This is a genomic window from Haloferax gibbonsii, from assembly GCF_001190965.1.
Lineage (GTDB): Archaea > Halobacteriota > Halobacteria > Halobacteriales > Haloferacaceae > Haloferax > Haloferax gibbonsii.
In genome coordinates this window covers 2,650,908-2,666,583 of sequence record NZ_CP011947.1, presented here as the reverse complement: position 1 = coordinate 2,666,583, position 15,676 = coordinate 2,650,908, and the positions used below count along the sequence as shown (strand labels likewise).

The 15,676-nt window shown below is 67.9% G+C and carries 18 protein-coding genes; 9 read left to right on the top strand and 9 right to left on the bottom strand.

Annotation, left to right across the window (positions count from 1 at the left end):
- Positions 1-35: 35 nt before the first annotated feature.
- Positions 36-449, bottom strand: a complete 414-nt coding sequence (locus ABY42_RS13555) for a hypothetical protein (protein ID WP_004974630.1) — start codon at positions 447-449, stop codon at positions 36-38.
- Between the two features lie 75 nt (positions 450-524).
- Between ABY42_RS13555 and ABY42_RS13550 the strand changes: the two genes are divergently transcribed.
- The 3 genes from ABY42_RS13550 (at position 525) to ABY42_RS13540 (ending at position 2,127) form a co-directional block, all read left to right on the top strand.
- Positions 525-1,079, top strand: a complete 555-nt coding sequence (locus ABY42_RS13550) for an HAD family hydrolase (protein ID WP_004974632.1) — start codon at positions 525-527, stop codon at positions 1,077-1,079.
- A gap of 194 nt (positions 1,080-1,273) precedes the next feature.
- Positions 1,274-1,687 (top strand): hypothetical protein, encoded by a 414-nt coding sequence (locus ABY42_RS13545; RefSeq protein ID WP_004974634.1) that lies wholly within the window; start codon positions 1,274-1,276, stop codon positions 1,685-1,687.
- Positions 1,688-1,779: 92 nt separating this feature from the next.
- A complete protein-coding gene (locus ABY42_RS13540; RefSeq protein ID WP_004974636.1) occupies positions 1,780-2,127 on the top strand; it encodes a hypothetical protein in 348 nt (115 codons plus the stop codon).
- 22 nt (positions 2,128-2,149) lie between these two features.
- Here ABY42_RS13540 and ABY42_RS13535 read toward each other — a convergent pair whose 3' ends face one another.
- The 3 genes from ABY42_RS13535 to ABY42_RS13525 form a co-directional block, all read right to left on the bottom strand.
- Complete coding sequence (locus ABY42_RS13535; protein WP_004974639.1) at positions 2,150-3,610, bottom strand: RtcB family protein; 1,461 nt, start codon at positions 3,608-3,610, stop codon at positions 2,150-2,152.
- A gap of 37 nt (positions 3,611-3,647) precedes the next feature.
- Positions 3,648-4,760 carry a DoxX family protein gene (locus tag ABY42_RS13530; RefSeq protein ID WP_050459754.1) on the bottom strand — a complete coding sequence of 371 codons (1,113 nt, stop codon included), beginning with the start codon at positions 4,758-4,760 and terminating at the stop codon, positions 3,648-3,650.
- A gap of 91 nt (positions 4,761-4,851) precedes the next feature.
- On the bottom strand, positions 4,852-5,262 hold the full coding sequence (locus tag ABY42_RS13525) for an archease (protein WP_050459753.1): 411 nt from the start codon (positions 5,260-5,262) through the stop codon (positions 4,852-4,854).
- A 176-nt stretch (positions 5,263-5,438) separates the two neighbouring features.
- Between ABY42_RS13525 and ABY42_RS13520 the strand changes: the two genes are divergently transcribed.
- The 3 genes from ABY42_RS13520 (at position 5,439) to ABY42_RS13510 (ending at position 8,285) form a co-directional block, all read left to right on the top strand.
- A complete protein-coding gene (locus tag ABY42_RS13520) occupies positions 5,439-5,915 on the top strand; it encodes a GNAT family N-acetyltransferase (protein ID WP_004974645.1) in 477 nt (158 codons plus the stop codon).
- A 109-nt stretch (positions 5,916-6,024) separates the two neighbouring features.
- Positions 6,025-6,993: a sugar phosphate isomerase/epimerase family protein gene (locus tag ABY42_RS13515; protein ID WP_050459752.1), complete on the top strand. Its 969-nt coding sequence runs from the start codon at positions 6,025-6,027 to the stop codon at positions 6,991-6,993.
- A 173-nt stretch (positions 6,994-7,166) separates the two neighbouring features.
- Complete coding sequence (locus ABY42_RS13510) at positions 7,167-8,285, top strand: Gfo/Idh/MocA family protein (RefSeq protein WP_050459751.1); 1,119 nt, start codon at positions 7,167-7,169, stop codon at positions 8,283-8,285.
- 243 nt (positions 8,286-8,528) lie between these two features.
- Here the strand turns inward: ABY42_RS13510 and ABY42_RS13505 are convergent, their stop codons facing one another.
- The 3 genes from ABY42_RS13505 to ABY42_RS13495 all read right to left on the bottom strand — a co-directional run bounded on the left by ABY42_RS13505 (position 8,529) and on the right by ABY42_RS13495 (position 10,345).
- A complete protein-coding gene (locus tag ABY42_RS13505; protein WP_004974654.1) occupies positions 8,529-9,377 on the bottom strand; it encodes a translation initiation factor eIF-2B in 849 nt (282 codons plus the stop codon).
- 91 nt (positions 9,378-9,468) lie between these two features.
- Positions 9,469-9,705: a DUF5822 domain-containing protein gene (locus ABY42_RS13500; protein ID WP_004974655.1), complete on the bottom strand. Its 237-nt coding sequence runs from the start codon at positions 9,703-9,705 to the stop codon at positions 9,469-9,471.
- A gap of 133 nt (positions 9,706-9,838) precedes the next feature.
- Complete coding sequence (locus ABY42_RS13495) at positions 9,839-10,345, bottom strand: type IV pilin (protein WP_050459750.1); 507 nt, start codon at positions 10,343-10,345, stop codon at positions 9,839-9,841.
- A gap of 142 nt (positions 10,346-10,487) precedes the next feature.
- Here ABY42_RS13495 and panB point away from each other — a divergent pair, with 142 nt between their 5' ends.
- Positions 10,488-11,297, top strand: coding sequence for a 3-methyl-2-oxobutanoate hydroxymethyltransferase (panB, locus tag ABY42_RS13490; RefSeq protein WP_004974657.1), 810 nt, complete (start codon positions 10,488-10,490; stop codon positions 11,295-11,297).
- A gap of 27 nt (positions 11,298-11,324) precedes the next feature.
- Here panB and ABY42_RS13485 read toward each other — a convergent pair whose 3' ends face one another.
- On the bottom strand, positions 11,325-12,107 hold the full coding sequence (locus ABY42_RS13485) for an alpha/beta fold hydrolase (RefSeq protein WP_050459749.1): 783 nt from the start codon (positions 12,105-12,107) through the stop codon (positions 11,325-11,327).
- Positions 12,108-12,358: 251 nt separating this feature from the next.
- Here ABY42_RS13485 and ABY42_RS13480 point away from each other — a divergent pair, with 251 nt between their 5' ends.
- Both ABY42_RS13480 and ABY42_RS13475 read left to right on the top strand, forming a co-directional pair.
- Positions 12,359-12,610 (top strand): Hsp20/alpha crystallin family protein, encoded by a 252-nt coding sequence (locus ABY42_RS13480; protein ID WP_049905056.1) that lies wholly within the window; start codon positions 12,359-12,361, stop codon positions 12,608-12,610.
- Positions 12,611-14,875, top strand: coding sequence for a CDC48 family AAA ATPase (locus tag ABY42_RS13475; protein ID WP_004974660.1), 2,265 nt, complete (start codon positions 12,611-12,613; stop codon positions 14,873-14,875).
- Between the two features lie 317 nt (positions 14,876-15,192).
- On the opposite strand, the gene bcp is transcribed toward ABY42_RS13475, so the two are convergent.
- On the bottom strand, positions 15,193-15,660 hold the full coding sequence (bcp, locus tag ABY42_RS13470) for a thioredoxin-dependent thiol peroxidase (RefSeq protein ID WP_050459748.1): 468 nt from the start codon (positions 15,658-15,660) through the stop codon (positions 15,193-15,195).
- Positions 15,661-15,676 lie beyond the last annotated feature (16 nt).

Here is a 15,676-nt window from a genome sequence, read left to right as displayed (position 1 = left end):
TCGGGTCAGCCCGCTTTTTCACTCGGCCGCGTCGCTCACGGACTACGGGCGAGCGTCGGCAGCCCTCGCTCGCGGACCACGTCAGCGGCGGCGAGTCCCGCGAGAAGCATACACCCGACGAGCGTCACCCACGCGCCGACAGCCGAGACGAACGTCTCGTCCCACAGTTGGATGAACCGCAGGACTGCGACGGTCCCGACGACGCCGACGACCAGTTCCGCGCGGCGGGACCGCCGTCCGGCGAGCGCGGCGAGAGAGAGCAGGACGACTGTCGGGAAGAGGACGATGCCGTGGACGAGCTCCAGACCGTTTCCCATGCCGCCGTAGTAAACGGAGATAACCGGACCTTCGTGGGCCGGGTCGACCTGTATCCACGGGAGGAAGACGCCGACCGCGACGACGAGCGACGGGAGGACCGGAGCGAGGCGTTCGCGGAGCGGGGATGCCATACCGGAGGCGACGCCGGTTTTCCGTATAGGCCTTCTCCCGAAGCGCCTTTTCCCCGCGGTTCCCTACTGCGGGCAATGACGCTCCCCGACCTCTCGGCGTTCGACGCCGTCGTCTACGACCTCGACGGTACGCTCGTCAACCTCCGCGTCGACTGGGACGACGCCGCCAGCGACGCCGCGGCCGTCCTGCGCGACGCCGGCGTCGACGCCGACTCGCTGGACCTCTGGAAGATGCTCGACGCGGCCGACGCGGCCGGCGTCCGCGACGAACTGGAGCGAGAGCTCGCGGCGCACGAGCGAGAGGGCGCGTGGGTCTCCGACCGCCTCCCGCTCGCGGACCACCTCGCCGCCGACGGCGTTCCCTCCGGCGTCTGCTCGCTCAACGCCGAGGACGCCTGCCGGGTCGCGCTCGACGTGCACGACCTCGCGGACCACGTCGACGCCGTCGTCGGCCGCGACACCGTGGCGACCCGCAAGCCGGACCCGGAGCCGCTGCTCGCGACGCTCGAACGGATGGCGGTCGACCCCGACTCGGCCGTGTTCGTCGGCGATTCCGCCCGCGACGAGGTGACCGCCGACCGCGCGGGCGTCGCCTTCAGATACGTCGACGGCGGCCCGTCGGGCGTCTGAGACGAGGCTCTGAGGAAGCAGAAATCGAGAGACGCAGGGCGAACAGGCGGCACGTCCGCTTCGCCGGACGGCGTGCCGCGCTCCCGCGTCTCGCCCGGCGGCGATGCTCAACGCACGGGGGCGCTGGCCGCGGAATCGGTGATAAACCTCCGCTCCGGCGCGGCCGTTAAGCCCGCCGAGTCCTACGGTCACGCATGGGATTTCCGGTCTCGTACTACTGTCCGCACTGCGGCGCGGTCGTCGAACTCGAACGCGACGGCTACCTGGCCGACAAGTCGGTGACGCCGTACCCGCTCGAAGGCTGGTCGTACGCCGACCCGACCGACGACTTCGAAGACGCCGAGGGCGTCCGGTTCGCCTGCGGCGAGAGCGACGCCCCCGGCCTGTCGTGGACCGGTGACGTGGTCGACGCCGACGACGTGGAGAACCCCACGCTGGCGTCGCCGTGCGGCCGCGAGTTCTACCTCTCGTTCGTCAGATACGAGGACGGCCGCGAGGTCGAGGCCGTCCCCGAGAGCGACTACGTCGTCATCGGCGGGGGAGGCCCGTCCGGTCCGTCGGGCCCGCGAGGTCCGGACGCGGGGCCGCGCGGTCCCGACGGGTTCTGAGTCTTCGGGGGCCTCCGCGCCCGCGACGGACGTCCGCGTCGTGCGAACGCGCGTCACTCCGTATTCAATAGCTCGCGCGTCGACTATCTATCATGGTTCCCATTCAGTCCACGTTCGGTCTCGGTGACGCGCTGTTCTTCGTCCCGTTCGTCGTCATCGCCGTCGTCATCTTCGCGTTCGCCGGCGCGGTGGTCTACCTCGAACACAGAAAGGAGATGGCGCTCATCGAGAGCGGCCACTACGACGAGGTCGGCCGCGACTCGCGGGCGTGGATTCTCGGCGGCGGCCTGCTCGTCCTCGCGCTCGGCCTCGGAAGCGTCGTCTCGGCGCTCCTCTCCGGCGGCGCGGTCGGCGACGGCGTGACCGCGGTGTTCGTCGGTCTCGCGGCGCTCGCGTACTACTTCTACAAGCGCCGCGCGGTCGGAACGACCGCCGCCTGAGCCGCGAAAAGCGGTCGGGAACTCAGCCCTTGATGTTGCAGACGGGGAACGTCCGCGCGACCTTGTCGCCGATGCCCAGTTCGTCCGAGACGCGGACGACCTCGTCCACGTCCTTGTAGACGCCGGGCGCTTCTTCGGCGACCGTCGCGCCCGACTGGGCCTTCACGTATATCTTCTCCTGCTCGCGGAGTTCGTCCTGCACCGTCTCGCCCCAGTACTCCTGTTTCGCCTTGGTTCGGCTCATGAGTCGGCCCGCGCCGTGGGCCGTCGAGCCGAAGGTGAGGTCGAGCGACTGGTCGCCGCCGCGGAGGACGTAGCTCCCCGCGCCCATGCTGCCGGGGATGATGACCGGCTGGCCCACGTCGGCGTAGGCGGGCGGGAGTTCGGGTCGCCCCGCGGGGAACGCCCGCGTCGCCCCCTTCCGGTGGACGTAGAGTTCGCGCTCCTCGCCGTCAACTTCGTGAACCTCTTTCTTGGCGATGTTGTGCGCGACGTCGTACAACAGGCGCATCTCCATGTCGCGCCAGTCGCGGTCGAACACGTCGGCGAACACCTCGCGCGTGCGGTGCATGATGAGCTGTCGGTTCACCCACGCGAAGTTGATGGCGGCGCACATCGCGCCGTAGTACTCTTCTGCGAGCGCGGAGCCGGCGGGCGCGGCCGCGAGCTCCTTGTCCGGCAGCTCGTCGAGCAGGTCCTTGTGTTCCTTCTCGATGCGTCGGAGGTAGTCGGTGCAGGTCTGGTGGCCGAGGCCGCGGGAGCCGCAGTGGATGAGCACGACGATTTGGTCGGCTTCGAGGCCGAACGACTCGGCCACGTCCTCGCGGTAGACGTCCGTGACGCGCTGGACCTCGAGGAAGTGGTTCCCGGAGCCGAGACTGCCGATTTGGTTGCGGCCGCGGTCTTTCGCCTTCTGCGAGACGAACTCCGGTCGGGCGTCGTCGCGGAAGCCCTCGTCCTCGCAGTGGGCGAGGTCGTCGTCCGTGGCGTAGCCGGCGTCGACCGCCCAGCGCATCCCGCGGGCGAGGATGTCCTCGATGGTCTCGGCGTCGCCCTTGACGACGCCGCCGCCGCCGAGGCCCGAGGGAACCGCCTCGAACAGGGCGTCGACGAGTTCCTCCTCGTGTCCCTGGAGGTCCTCGTAGGTGAGGTTCGTCGTCATCATGCGGACGCCGCAGTTGATGTCGTAGCCGACCGCGCCGGGCGAGAGACAGCCGTCCGTGGCGTCGGTCGCGCCGACGCCGCCGACCGGGAACCCGTAGCCCTGGTGGCCGTCGGGCATGCAGATTGCGTGCTTGGTGATTCCCGGCAGGTGCGTCGCGTTCCGTAGCTGTTCGAGCGTCTTGTCGTCGCCGATGTGGTCGAGCAGCGCCTCGGAGGCCAACACCCGCGCGGGGGCGTTCATCTCGCCCTCCCGCGGAATCTCCCAGACGTGCTCGCGAACCCGTCGCAGTTCGATGTCGCCGAACTCGCGCGTTTCCATACCGGGACAATCGACGCGGCGACTCAATAGGATTCCGTCACGCGCCCGCGGACCGCCCGGACGCGTCGCCGCCGCTCTCGGCGTCGCCCGCGCCGCGGTCGGAGAGCGCGCGGTCGACGGACAACGGCCCGCCGCCGGTCACGAGCAGCGCCGACACGAGACCGAAAAGCGAGATGTGCGCCAGCACGGGGTCGTCCGGCAGGCCGAACAGCGTCGTCGTGAACAGCAGGAAGGCGACGGCGGAGGCCGCTCGGGTGAACGCGCCGGCGACGAGCAGGACGCCGACGAGCGCCTCGGTCAGCCCCGCGCCGACGACCCACAGTTCCGGTGCGACCGGGACGACCGCGGTGAGGTCGTACTTGGCGACGACCGCGAGCGCGTCGCCGGGTTCCATGAGCTTCTGGGCGACGCCGAGGTAGACGAACGTGAGGCCGAGGCCGACCCGGAGAACCGCGGGCACGTAGGCTTCGAGGTGGCGAGTCCGCTCGACGAACGGGAGGGCGACCCGTCGGTAGAACGGGTCGACCCGGGAGTAGAACGTCCGGTCGTCGGCCGCCATCGAGGCGACGGCGTGGTCGGCGCTGGGGCGACCGCCGCCGACGAGCGCGATGGCGAGGAAGCCGGGAAGGTACTCGAACGCCAGCACGAGCGCCGGTTCGACCGCGAGTCCGACGAGGTAGCCCGCGAGGCCGACCGCGGCGACGAGGCGCGTCCCGAACCCGAACAGCAGGAGGAACCCGACCGTGATGCCGAACAGTCTGACGAAGACGGGCGACGAGGACTGGACGGCGGGCGAGAAGAAGTAGCCCGAAAAGCCCGCCCCGACGAGCGGGAGCCCAACCGCGAGGCGGAGGAGCCACGGGAGAAGCGACTCGTAGGACGCCATCGTTCGGCGGAACGCCCGAACGTCGTTCGGGAGCGGTCGGAACCGCAGGTAGGCCGCACCGGCGACCGCGACGCCGACGCCGCCCGCGCCGAGGACGGCGAGGTTGAACGGGTCGGTCAGCGCCGCCAACAGAAACGCCGCCACTTCGACGGGGTCGCTCCCCGGCGTCACGTACTTGACGTGCGCGCTTGCGTTCCCCACCCCCGCCGCGAGGAGCGCGACGAGGCCGGCGAGTCGGGTCGCCCCGCGGACGTGCTGTGTCATGTCTCGGGTTACGACCGACCGACCATAACGGCGCGGGATGAATACAGCCGAAACCGGGCGAGAGAAGGTATGAAACGATTGAATCGGAACGTCACACGTCGAAGACGACGTACGCCTCCCAGCCGGCGTCGGTTTCCGCCAGTCGCATCTCGGAGTAGGTGACGGCCTTCACGTCGCGGGCGTCCACGTCGGCGAAGGGGACGCCGCGTGCGGACGCCTCGACGACCCACTCGTCGCCCTCCCGCCGGACGGTCGCCTCGTGGGCCGCCGGGAGGACGCCGCGCACGTCGCGCTCGTAGATGAGTTGGTCGAGGTAGTCGAACAACAGCGCCTCGCGGCCCTCAGCGCGGACGGCGACCGAAAAGCGGTCGCCCGTCTCGGCGGGGTCGTCGCACATCGCGGCGGTGAGCCCGTCGGCGACGGCAGCGAAGACGGCACCGAGGCTCTCGCCGTCGGCCTCGACGGCCACGTCGGCGGTGTGGTCGCGGAGCGTGAATCCCATACCGGAGGGAGGGACGCCGCCGACCCTCGTCCTTTCGGTCGGCGACAGGTGCGCGTCCCGACTCCCGCGTTGGTGCGCCGCTCGTGTCGGTGAGCTATCCTGTTTGCCGACGGCGGCTTCGGTCGGACCTGCAAACGGACGGTGGAGTTATATTCTCGCTCCGGCTACGACGGGACGTGAGCGTCAACGTGGAGATGCGGGTCGACGCCCCCGGCCAGCGCGAGTACGCCGAGGAGGCGTGGGACCTGAAAGAGCGGATTCGGGTCGATGAGGGGCTCCTGAAACAGCGCCGGGGCTTCTTCATGGACGCCTACCGCCGGTCGAACACGTATCTCCTCTACGAGAACGACGCGCTCGTCGCGTTCGCCTCCACGCGGCGCGACGGCTACATCCTCTTTCTCGCGGTCTCGCCCGACGCCCGCGGCGAGGGCTACGGCAAGCGACTCGTCGCCGAGGTCGCGAGGGAGCATCCGGTCGTGACCTGTCACGCCCGGACGACGAACACGAACGCCCTCGACTTCTACGAGCGGATGGGCTTCGAGGTCCGCCGCCGCATCGACAACTACTACGAGGACGGCGGGGCCGCCTTCTACCTCCGACTCGGGGAGGAAGCCGGCCTCAGAGAGAAGCTCTCGGAGTTCCTCCGCCGGTAATCCACTGACTGAACCGCATTCGACGCAGATTCGGAGAGCCGCCGCGCCGCCGTCGACCCGGTTGCGTGTATCCTTAATTTTTATTCACTTCCTAGTATATGTGGTTGATATGTACATCGGAGTGCTCACCGTCCCGCTCGGAGACGAACCCCTCGACGACGCGCTCGACTACCTGTCCGGTATCGGCGTCGACGGCGTCGAACTCGCCGTCGGCGGCTGGCCCGGCGAGGACCACGTCGACCGAAGCGCCGTCCTCGCGGACGACGACGCGCAGGCCGACCTCCTCGATTCGGTCGAGAGCCGAGACCTGCAAATCAGCGCGCTCGCGACGCACAACAACCCGCTTCACCCCGTCGAGGAGACGGCCGCCGAGGCCGACACCGAACTCCGCGAGGCCATCGAACTCGCGGACGCCCTCGACGTGAACACCGTCACCTGTTTCTCGGGGCTCCCCGCCGGCGGCCCGAACGACGAGGTCCCGAACTGGATTACCGCGCCGTGGCCGACCGAGCACGCCGACGCCCACGACTACCAGTGGGAGGTCGCCGTCGACTACTGGTCGGACCTCGCCGCGTTCGCCGACGACCACGGCGTCGACATCGCCATCGAGATGCACCCGAACATGCTCGTCTACGAGCCCACGGGCATGCTGAAGCTCCGCGAGGCGACGAACGAGCGCATCGGCGCGAACTTCGACCCCTCGCACCTCTACTGGCAGGACATCTCCATCACCGACGCGATTCGGTTCCTCGGCGAGGAGGACGCCATCCACCACTTCCACGCGAAGGACACGAAGGTCTACGAGTCCGAGTCGCGCATCAAGGGCGTCCTCGACACGACCTCCTACGCGGACACCGCCGACCGCTCGTGGCTCTTCCGCTCTATCGGCTACGGCCACGACGAGGGCCACTGGAAGGACGTGGTCTCGACGCTCCGGATGGTCGGCTACGAGGGCGCGCTCTCCATCGAACACGAGGACGCGCTCACGTCGTCCAAGGAGGGGCTCGAAAGGGCCGTCGACGTGCTCTCGCGGGCCGTCTTCGAGACGCAACCCGGCGAAGCCTACTGGGCGGAGTAATCCATGTCTGAACCACTCTCAGTCGGCGTCCTCGGCTACCGCTTCAGGCCCACCTTTTTGCGGTTCGGGGCCGCTTCGCGACCCGCTCACCCCAAAAATCTGGACCAAAAAGTGCCGCGAGACTCGGCCTCCGGCCTCGCCCGCGGTACCGCACCGGGCACGGAGGTGGCGCAATGACTGAACCGCTCTCAGTCGGCGTCCTCGGCTACCGCTTCATGGGGAAGGCCCACTCCAACGCGCTCGCCCGCCTGCCGATGTTCTTCCCCGACGCGCCCGACGTGGAGCGCTCCGTCATCGTCGGCCGCAACGAGGAGGCGCTCGCCGACGCCGCCGACCGGTTCGGCTTCGAATCGACCGCGACCGACTGGCGCGACGTGGTCGACGACGTGGACGTGTTCTACAACCTCGGCCCGAACCACCTCCACGCCGAACCCTCCGTCGCCGCGCTCGAAGCCGGTGCCAGCGTCTTCTGCGAGAAGCCGCTCGCGCCGACGCTCGACGAGGCCGAGGCGATGCGCGACGCCGCCCGCGCGGCCGACGGCGTCGCCGGCTGCGCGTTCAACTACCGCTTCGTCCCCGCCATCCAGTACGCGAAAGGACTCATCGAGAACGGCGAACTCGGCGAGATTCGGCACGTCCGCGGGCGCTATCTCCAGGACTGGCTCGTCGACCCCGAAGCGCCGTGGTCGTGGCGAAACGACGAGGAACTCGCCGGCTCCGGCGCGCTCGGCGACCTCGGCGCGCACACGGTCGACCTCGCGCGCTTCCTCGTCCGCGACGCCGCGGGCGACATCGAACGCATCTCCGGGCACCTCCAGACGTTCGTCGACGAGCGGCCCGTGCCCGGCGCGGACGAGTACAAGCCCGTGACCGTCGACGACGCCTACACCGCGCAGGCGGAGTTCGGAAACGGCGCGGTCGGGAACTTCGAGGCCTCGCGGTTCGCCGACGGGCACAAGAACGACCACACCATCGAGGTTCACGGCTCCGAGGGGAGCCTGCAGTTCTCGCTCGAACGCCTCAACGAACTGGAGGTGAAGACCGGCGACGCCCGCGGCTACGAGACGGTGCTCGTCACCGACGAGGACGACCCCTACCTCGACCACTGGTGGCCGCCGGGCCACGTCCTCGGCTGGGAACACACCTTCGTCCACGAGAACTACGAGTTCCTGTCGGCGGTCGCCGAGGGCGGCGAGTTCTCCCCCTCGTTCGAGGACGCCTACGAGGTCCAGACAGTGCTCGACGCCATCGAGCGCTCCGACGAGACCGGCGAGTGGGTCAGCCTCGATTAAATCCTGATGCGAGACTTATCTGAGTGGATAAGTCTCGCACTTCTCGTCGGAATCGGTATCGCCGGTATCACGCTTTTTCCCTGTGCAGTCACGTTCGCAGAAGCGGGTTCGTCGAGATGTGCGATGAGGGTTGTCCAGTCGCTTAGTAGCCCACCGATTGGACTCATCGTTGTTACCGTTCTACTGGTTGTCTCGTACTGGAGTTATGCGAAGATATTCAGCGATGACGCATTTTGAGCCCGCTCAGAACTCGATGACGCCCTCGTCGGTGATGACCTCGTCGATGAGGTCGACCGGCGTGGCGTCGTAGGCGGGGTTCTCCAGTTCGATGCCCTCGACGGGTTCGAGCATGACCTCGCTGGGCGAGCGAATCTCGTTTTCGAAGCGGAAGCCGCCGTCGACGACCTTCGCGCTGGAGCCGACGACCGTGACCGGCACGCCGACCTCGTTGGCGGCGGCGACGAGCGGGAACGTCCCGATGCGGTTGTAGAGCGTCTCCTCGACGATGCAGTCCATGCCGATGATGACGCGGTCGCACTTGGGGAGGAACATCCCCGACGCGCCGTCGACCATCAGGTGCGGTTCGACGTCGTCGATGGCGGCGAGTTCGCGCGCGAACTTCCGGCCGAGGAAGCGCGGGCGGGCCTCGGTCACGTAGGCGGTGAGTTCCGCGCCGTCGGCGACGGCGAGTTCGACGGCCTCCATGACCGTCGAGGAGTAGTCGTGAGTGAGGAACGTCTGGCCGTCCTCGATGGTCGCGGCCGCCTGTTGGGCCGCGCGGCGCTTGCCCGTCTCGACGGTCTCGACCACGCGGTCGATGGTCGCCAAGGTGAGTTCCCGCGCCTCGTCGAGGTCGTCGACCTCGCCTTGGATGCTGTGCAGCACGTCCTGTAAGGCGTTGTACAAAGACGCGTGCGACGGGTTCGCCCGCTTGAGCGCGCCGACGTTGCGCTCGAGGTCGCGTTCGAACTCCTCGACGGTCGCGTAGTCGCGCTCCGTCAGCTCCGCGAGCGCCCGCGTGGCCTTGACGGCGACGACCGAGGAGCTGTGCGTCTGCATCTCGCGAATCTCCTCGATGGTCTCGTCTATCATACGAGAACGTCGCCGTATCGTGTGAAAGAGTTTCCGGGAGCGAGCGCCGCCGCGGGCGCGGACGCGGACCTCGGGCGGGGCTCGGTTCGGCTCAGTTCTCCGCGTCGATGTCGGTGTCCAACTCCGCTTCGGGGGGCGTCCCGCCGTCGCCCGCGTTGGTCCGCTTGGCGTAGACGAACAGGGCGACGGCGGTCACGAACCAGATGACCGCGCCGACGCGAATCGCGAACTCGGCGCGCGCGCCCCACGTCTGGAGCCCCGCGTTCACGGAGAGGACCGCGACGATGGGCGACCCGACGAGAATCGTCGTGACGAAGGTCATCTGCATGACCCACCCGTAATCGACGCCGTCCGGATTCGAGCGCTCGACTGGTTGCACGGGTAGCAGTATCACGGCGACGGCTAATGCGTGCCGGTTCTCGTTCGCGACCCGCGTCCCGACGGTCCGGTGTGCCCCGGCCTCAGCAGGCGGCGCTTTTGGAGGTCGGCTCGGTCGGAACCTCGTAGTCGACGAGGATGCTCGACGACCCGTCCTCGTGTTCGATGACGACCCGGTAGCGCTGGCCCGCCTCGCAGACGGGGTTCAGCGCGCCGTCGGAGCCGGCACCGTCGATGTGGGCGTACTCGCCCGCGGGGCCGACCGTCTCGCCGCCGGTCCACACGTCTTCCCACGCGATGCGGTTGTTGGCGTCGTCGACGACGAATACCCGACTGCCGTCTTCGAGACTGCCGAACTCGTGGGTGATGTTGATGTACGCGCCGTTCGCCCCGTTATCCGGGCCGTCGGGGTGGTAGTCCACGTCGAACGACACCTGCGGTTGTGGCTCGGAGAGCACGTCCTCGAACCCCATCACCATCACGCCGACCGTGGCGGCGAGGAGGACGACGATGACGACGAGGAGCGAGACGCCGACGACCGGCGAGAGGCCGCGGGCGGAGCGGTCGTTGGAGGGCGGCGAGGCGGGCATGCGTCGTTCGCACAGGCGCGTTCCGCCGAGTAAAGTGTTCCCTCGGCCGCAGGTTCGGGTGAGCGGGCGCAACGAGCGAACCTCGCGCGGCGCGCTGGGGGTGGCTGATAAGGCTGATAACCCGGACGCGCGAACGGCACGCATGGTCACGGTACGGTCCATTCGAGCGAAGGCTGGTAGCGAGCCCATCACGATGCTCACGGCGTACGACGCGCCGACCGCGAGCGTCGTCGACGAGGCGGGAATCGACATCATCCTCGTCGGCGACAGCATGGGCAACACGGCGCTCGGTTACGACTCGACGCTGCCGGTGACCGTCGAGGACGTGGCGAGCCGGACCGCCGCGGTGGCGCGCGCGGCCGACGACGCCCTCGTCGTCGCCGACATGCCATTCCTCTCGTTCGGCGTGGACGAGGCGTCGAGCGTCGAACACTGCGGTCGGATGCTCAAGGAGGCCGACGCCGACGCGGTCAAACTGGAGTGCGGCCCCCACACCGTCGAGCTGACAGAACACCTCGTCCGGCTCGGTATCCCCGTGATGGCCCACCTCGGTTTGACCCCCCAGCGCGTCAAGGAAGTCGGCTACGGCAGACAGGGGACGGACCGCGACGACGCACAGGTGATTCTCGACCTCGCGAAGGCCCACGCCGACGCGGGCGCGTTCTCGCTCGTCCTCGAACACGTCCCGGCGAACCTCGCGAAACAGGTCACGGCGGCCATCGACATCCCGACTATCGGCATCGGTGCGGGCCCCGACTGCGACGGGCAGGTGCTCGTCGTCGACGACGTGGTCGGGATGAGCGACCGCACGCCGCCGTTTGCGGCCCAGTTCGGCGACGTGAAATCGGAGATGGAGAAGGCGGTCGGCGCGTACAGGGACGCCGTCGAGGCCGGCGAGTTCCCGGCCGACGAACACAGCCACGTCGAAGACGACCTCGACGAACTGTACTGAGGAGGTTCGCGTCCGCGCGGCTTCAACTCACGCGACGCGGCTGTCGAGGAACGCTTTCACGGCCTCGTTGAACGCCGCCGGCCGTTCGAGCATCGCCAGGTGCGCGGCGTCTTCGATTGTCCCGAGTTCGCAGTCGGGCATCGTCTCGGCGAGGTACTCGTGGTACGACGGCGGCGTCAGTCGGTCGTACTCGCCGACGAGCGCGAGCGTCGGAACCGAAATCCCCTCGATTTCGTCGCGCACGTCGAAGGTGTGACACGACCGGAAGTCGCGGCGGGTGACGGCCTGTCCCGCGTCGTACATCGCTTCTTTGGAGCCCTCGACGAGTCGCTCGTCGTCGGTGTGGAACAGTTTGTCCTCGCCGTGGAGAAAGGAGACGGCGCGGTCGAAGTCGTCGTCGAGCCAGTTCAGCAGGTCCGAGAGCACGGCGAGTTTCGCGCCCGTGCCGGCCAGGACCAGCGCGTCGAGGTCGAGGTCGCGTTCGAGCGCGAGCGTCAGGACGACCGCGCCGCCGAGCGAGTTGCCGACGAGGACGCTCGCGTCGGTCTCCTCGGCCACGGCGACCACGTCGTCGACGTAGGCCGAGAGCGTCTCGTAGCCGACGTCGGCGTTCACGTCGTCGCTGTCGCCGTGGCCGCTCAGGTCCAGCGCGGCGACCGGGTAGTCGCTCGCGAGGCGGAACTGACCGCGCCAGACGCCGTGTGCGCCGCCGCTCCCGTGGACACAGAGGACCGTCGGTCCCTCTCCGCCCGCGTCGCGGTATCGATAGGCTGTCTCCCGTCCGTGGTGGTCCGCCGAGGCCGTCTCCATACCTCGAAACTGGTCGCCGCGAACCAATAAACCCCCACGCCGGCACCGAGTTTCGGGGGTGGTCGTCCCCTCTCGACCGTGTGGGCGACTGCCGTGGCCACTAGTTTGACGTTACTCCGCCGCGAATAGCACGGTGAGGCGTGACGACTGTGAACCGCAATTCAACCGAAATGCGGCATATCGGTGTCGTCACCCGATTCGTCGGAGAAAGATTTATATATTCAAAACGCTAACCTTGGGTTAGACTTACCATGAGCATGCAACAGTTCGCCGGCGGGAACGAGCGGTTCATTCGCCGGTACGAATACGAAGACTGCTGGGTCATCGCGGCCGACGTGGGCCTCTCGGAAGACGAGGTCGACGTGGACATCGTCGGGTCGACGGCCATCGTCGTGGCCGACACCGGCGACCGCGTGACCGAGACGGAGTTCGAACTCCCCGCCGGCGGCGACGCCGACGTGGCGGTTCGAAACGGCGTGCTCACCATCACCCTCACCAAGTAAATGAAACTCATCGTCAAACCCCTCAAACAGAAGGACGCCGGTCGCGGACTCGCCGCTATCGACCGAGCCGCGGCCGCGGAACTCGACCTCGAAGGCGGAGATTTCATCCGCATCGACGGTCCGAACGACGGGACCGCCATCGCCCGCGTCTGGCCCGGTTACCCCGAAGACCAGGGAACCGGTATCATCCGCATCGACGGTCGTCTCCGCCAGCAGGCCGGCGTCGGCATCGACGAGCGCGTGGACGTGGAGAAAGCCGACGTGAAGCCCGCAAAGCGCGTCACTATCGCGCTCCCGCAGAACCTCCGCATCGGCGGTAACATCGGGACCTACATCCGCGACAAGCTCTCCGGCCAGCCGGTCGCGCAGGGCCAGAGCGTCCAGCTTCCGCTCGGCTTCGGCTTCATGAGCGCGTCGAACCAGTCGGTCCCCATCAAAATCGCGTCGACCGACCCGGACGGCACCGTCGTCGTCACCGACAACACGGAGTTCCAGGTGAGCCAGAAGCCCGCCGAGCAGATTAAGGACTCCGCGCCGGGCGACGACGGCGGCCCCTCCGTCACCTACGAGGACATCGGCGGCCTCGACAAGGAACTCGAACAGGTCCGGGAGATGATCGAACTCCCGATGCGCCACCCCGAGCTGTTCAAGCGCCTCGGCATCGAGCCGCCGAAGGGCGTTCTCCTGCACGGCCCGCCGGGAACGGGGAAGACCCTCATCGCGAAGGCCGTCGCCAACGAAATCGACGCCTCGTTCCACACCATCTCCGGCCCGGAGATCATGTCGAAGTACTACGGGGAGTCCGAAGAGCAGCTCCGCGAAATCTTCGAGGAGGCCACGGAGAACTCGCCCGCCATCGTCTTCATCGACGAGATAGACTCCATCGCGCCCAAGCGCAGCGAGGCCGGCGGTGACGTGGAACGCCGCGTCGTCGCCCAACTGCTGTCGCTCATGGACGGCCTCGACGAGCGCGGCGAGGTCGTCGTCATCGGCGCGACCAACCGCGTGGACGCCATCGACAACGCGCTCCGACGCGGCGGGCGCTTCGACCGCGAAATCGAAATCGGCGTGCCGGACCGCGACGGTCGCAAGGAGATCATGCAGGTCCACACGCGGAACATGCCGCTGACCGACGACGTGGACCTCGACGCCTACGCCGACAGCACGCACGGCTTCGTCGGGGCGGACCTCGAATCGCTGGCCAAGGAGTCGGCGATGCACGCCCTGCGGCGCATCCGGCCGCAACTCGACCTCGACGCCGAGGAGATAGACGCCGAGGTGCTCGAAGGCCTCAAAGTCACGGAAGACGACTTCAGACAGGCGCTCAAGAGCATCGAGCCCTCGGCGCTCCGCGAGGTGTTCGTCGAGGTTCCCGACGTCACGTGGGAGGACGTGGGCGGACTCGAATCCACCAAGGAACGCCTCCGCGAGACCATCCAGTGGCCCCTCGAATACCCCGAGGTGTTCCAGCAGATGGACATGGACGCCGCCAAGGGCGTTCTGATGTACGGCCCGCCGGGCACCGGGAAGACCCTGCTGGCGAAGGCCGTCGCCAACGAGGCGGAGTCGAACTTCATCTCCATCAAGGGCCCCGAACTCCTGAACAAGTTCGTCGGCGAGTCCGAAAAGGGCGTCCGCGAGGTGTTCAAGAAGGCCCGCGAGAACGCTCCGACGGTGGTGTTCTTCGACGAAATCGACTCCATCGCGACCGAGCGCGGCCGCGACTCGTCGAGTTCGGGCGTCACCGAGCGCGTCGTCTCCCAACTGCTCACCGAACTCGACGGCCTCGAAGCGCTCGAAGACGTGGTCGTCATCGCGACGACCAACCGGCCGGACCTCATCGACTCGGCGCTCCTGCGCCCCGGCCGCCTCGACCGCCACGTCCACGTGCCCGTGCCCGACGAGGACGCCCGCCGCGCCATCCTCGACGTGCACACCCGCGAAAAGCCGCTGGCCGACGACGTCGACCTCGATAAAATCGCGTCGAAGACCGACGGCTACGTCGGTGCCGACCTCGAAGCGCTCGCCCGCGAGGCGTCGATGAACGCCTCCCGCGAGTTCATCCGGAGCGTCGAGAAGGAGGACATCGGCGAGAGCGTCGGTAACGTCCGCGTGACGATGGAACACTTCGAGAACGCCCTCGACGAAATCGGCGCGAGCGTCACCGACGACGTGCGCCGCCGCTACGAGGAGATCGAGGAGCGCTTCCAGAAGAGCGAGGTCGAACGCGACCGCGAGACCGAAGTCGGCCGCACCTTCCAGTAAGCGCCTCGTAACGCCCCTTCAGACGTATTTTTCGAACGCGTCCCAGCCACCGAGCGACGGCGACTGTTCGCCTACCATCCGCCCGACTCAGAGGCGCGACCGTCACGTTCATATCACTCCCGTCTGCTACGTAGTGGTACGCGGTTCTCGGGATACGCAATAATCAACGAGTTCTACGTTTATTTCACCGGAAATGCGGTGTGTCTCCCGTCGTTTGTAAAGAATGTACTCGGTCAGTAGTTGTCGGTTCGGCGCGAGACGGAAACCGGGCGGTCCGGCGGGGCGGGGCAGTCGCCCGGTCGAGGCGGTCTCCCCGTTCAGCCGTCCAGTTCGTCGAGGTCGGCGAGGATTTCGTCGGCGTGGCCGTCGGGCGAGACGCCCTCGTAGACCCGCTCGACGGTCCCGTCGGGGCCGACGAGATACGAGTTACGGAAGACGCCGTCGAACGTCTTGCCGAACATGTTCTTTTCGCCGTACGAGCCGTACGCCGAGGAGACGGTGCCGTCTTCGTCCGACAGGAGCGTGAAGGGGAGGTCGTACTTCTCGGCGAACGAGTCGAGGTCCGAGACGGGGTCGTCGCTGATGCCGAGAACCGTCGCGTCGCGCTCCTCGAACTCGTCCCACGAGTCGCGGAAGCCGCAGGCCTCGGTGGTACAGCCCGGCGTGTCGGCGCGCGGGTAGAAGTAGACCACGACGTGCTCGCCGCGGAAGTCGGAAAGCGAGACGAGGTCGCCGCGCTGGTCGGGCAGTTCGAAGTCGGGGGCGTCGTCGCCAATGTCGAGCATAGCCACCAGTTCCGGC

Excerpts from the sequence above, each read along its gene's own strand:
- ABY42_RS13500 (WP_004974655.1), bottom strand. The coding sequence starts at position 9,705 with ATGCAGATGACCTTCGTCACGACGATTCTCGTCGGGTCGCCCATCGTC.
- ABY42_RS13510 (WP_050459751.1), top strand. The coding sequence starts at position 7,167 with ATGACTGAACCGCTCTCAGTCGGCGTCCTCGGCTACCGCTTCATGGGG.
- ABY42_RS13555 (WP_004974630.1), bottom strand. The coding sequence starts at position 449 with ATGGCATCCCCGCTCCGCGAACGCCTCGCTCCGGTCCTCCCGTCGCTC.
- ABY42_RS13530 (WP_050459754.1), bottom strand. The coding sequence starts at position 4,760 with ATGACACAGCACGTCCGCGGGGCGACCCGACTCGCCGGCCTCGTCGCG.
- ABY42_RS13540 (WP_004974636.1), top strand. The coding sequence starts at position 1,780 with ATGGTTCCCATTCAGTCCACGTTCGGTCTCGGTGACGCGCTGTTCTTC.
- ABY42_RS13545 (WP_004974634.1), top strand. The coding sequence starts at position 1,274 with ATGGGATTTCCGGTCTCGTACTACTGTCCGCACTGCGGCGCGGTCGTC.
- ABY42_RS13505 (WP_004974654.1), bottom strand. The coding sequence starts at position 9,377 with ATGATAGACGAGACCATCGAGGAGATTCGCGAGATGCAGACGCACAGC.
- ABY42_RS13535 (WP_004974639.1), bottom strand. The coding sequence starts at position 3,610 with ATGGAAACGCGCGAGTTCGGCGACATCGAACTGCGACGGGTTCGCGAG.
- ABY42_RS13480 (WP_049905056.1), top strand. The coding sequence starts at position 12,359 with ATGAGCATGCAACAGTTCGCCGGCGGGAACGAGCGGTTCATTCGCCGG.
- ABY42_RS13515 (WP_050459752.1), top strand. The coding sequence starts at position 6,025 with ATGTACATCGGAGTGCTCACCGTCCCGCTCGGAGACGAACCCCTCGAC.
- ABY42_RS13495 (WP_050459750.1), bottom strand. The coding sequence starts at position 10,345 with ATGCCCGCCTCGCCGCCCTCCAACGACCGCTCCGCCCGCGGCCTCTCG.
- ABY42_RS13550 (WP_004974632.1), top strand. The coding sequence starts at position 525 with ATGACGCTCCCCGACCTCTCGGCGTTCGACGCCGTCGTCTACGACCTC.
- bcp (WP_050459748.1), bottom strand. The coding sequence starts at position 15,660 with ATGCTCGACATTGGCGACGACGCCCCCGACTTCGAACTGCCCGACCAG.
- ABY42_RS13475 (WP_004974660.1), top strand. The coding sequence starts at position 12,611 with ATGAAACTCATCGTCAAACCCCTCAAACAGAAGGACGCCGGTCGCGGA.
- ABY42_RS13485 (WP_050459749.1), bottom strand. The coding sequence starts at position 12,107 with ATGGAGACGGCCTCGGCGGACCACCACGGACGGGAGACAGCCTATCGA.
- panB (WP_004974657.1), top strand. The coding sequence starts at position 10,488 with ATGGTCACGGTACGGTCCATTCGAGCGAAGGCTGGTAGCGAGCCCATC.
- ABY42_RS13525 (WP_050459753.1), bottom strand. The coding sequence starts at position 5,262 with ATGGGATTCACGCTCCGCGACCACACCGCCGACGTGGCCGTCGAGGCC.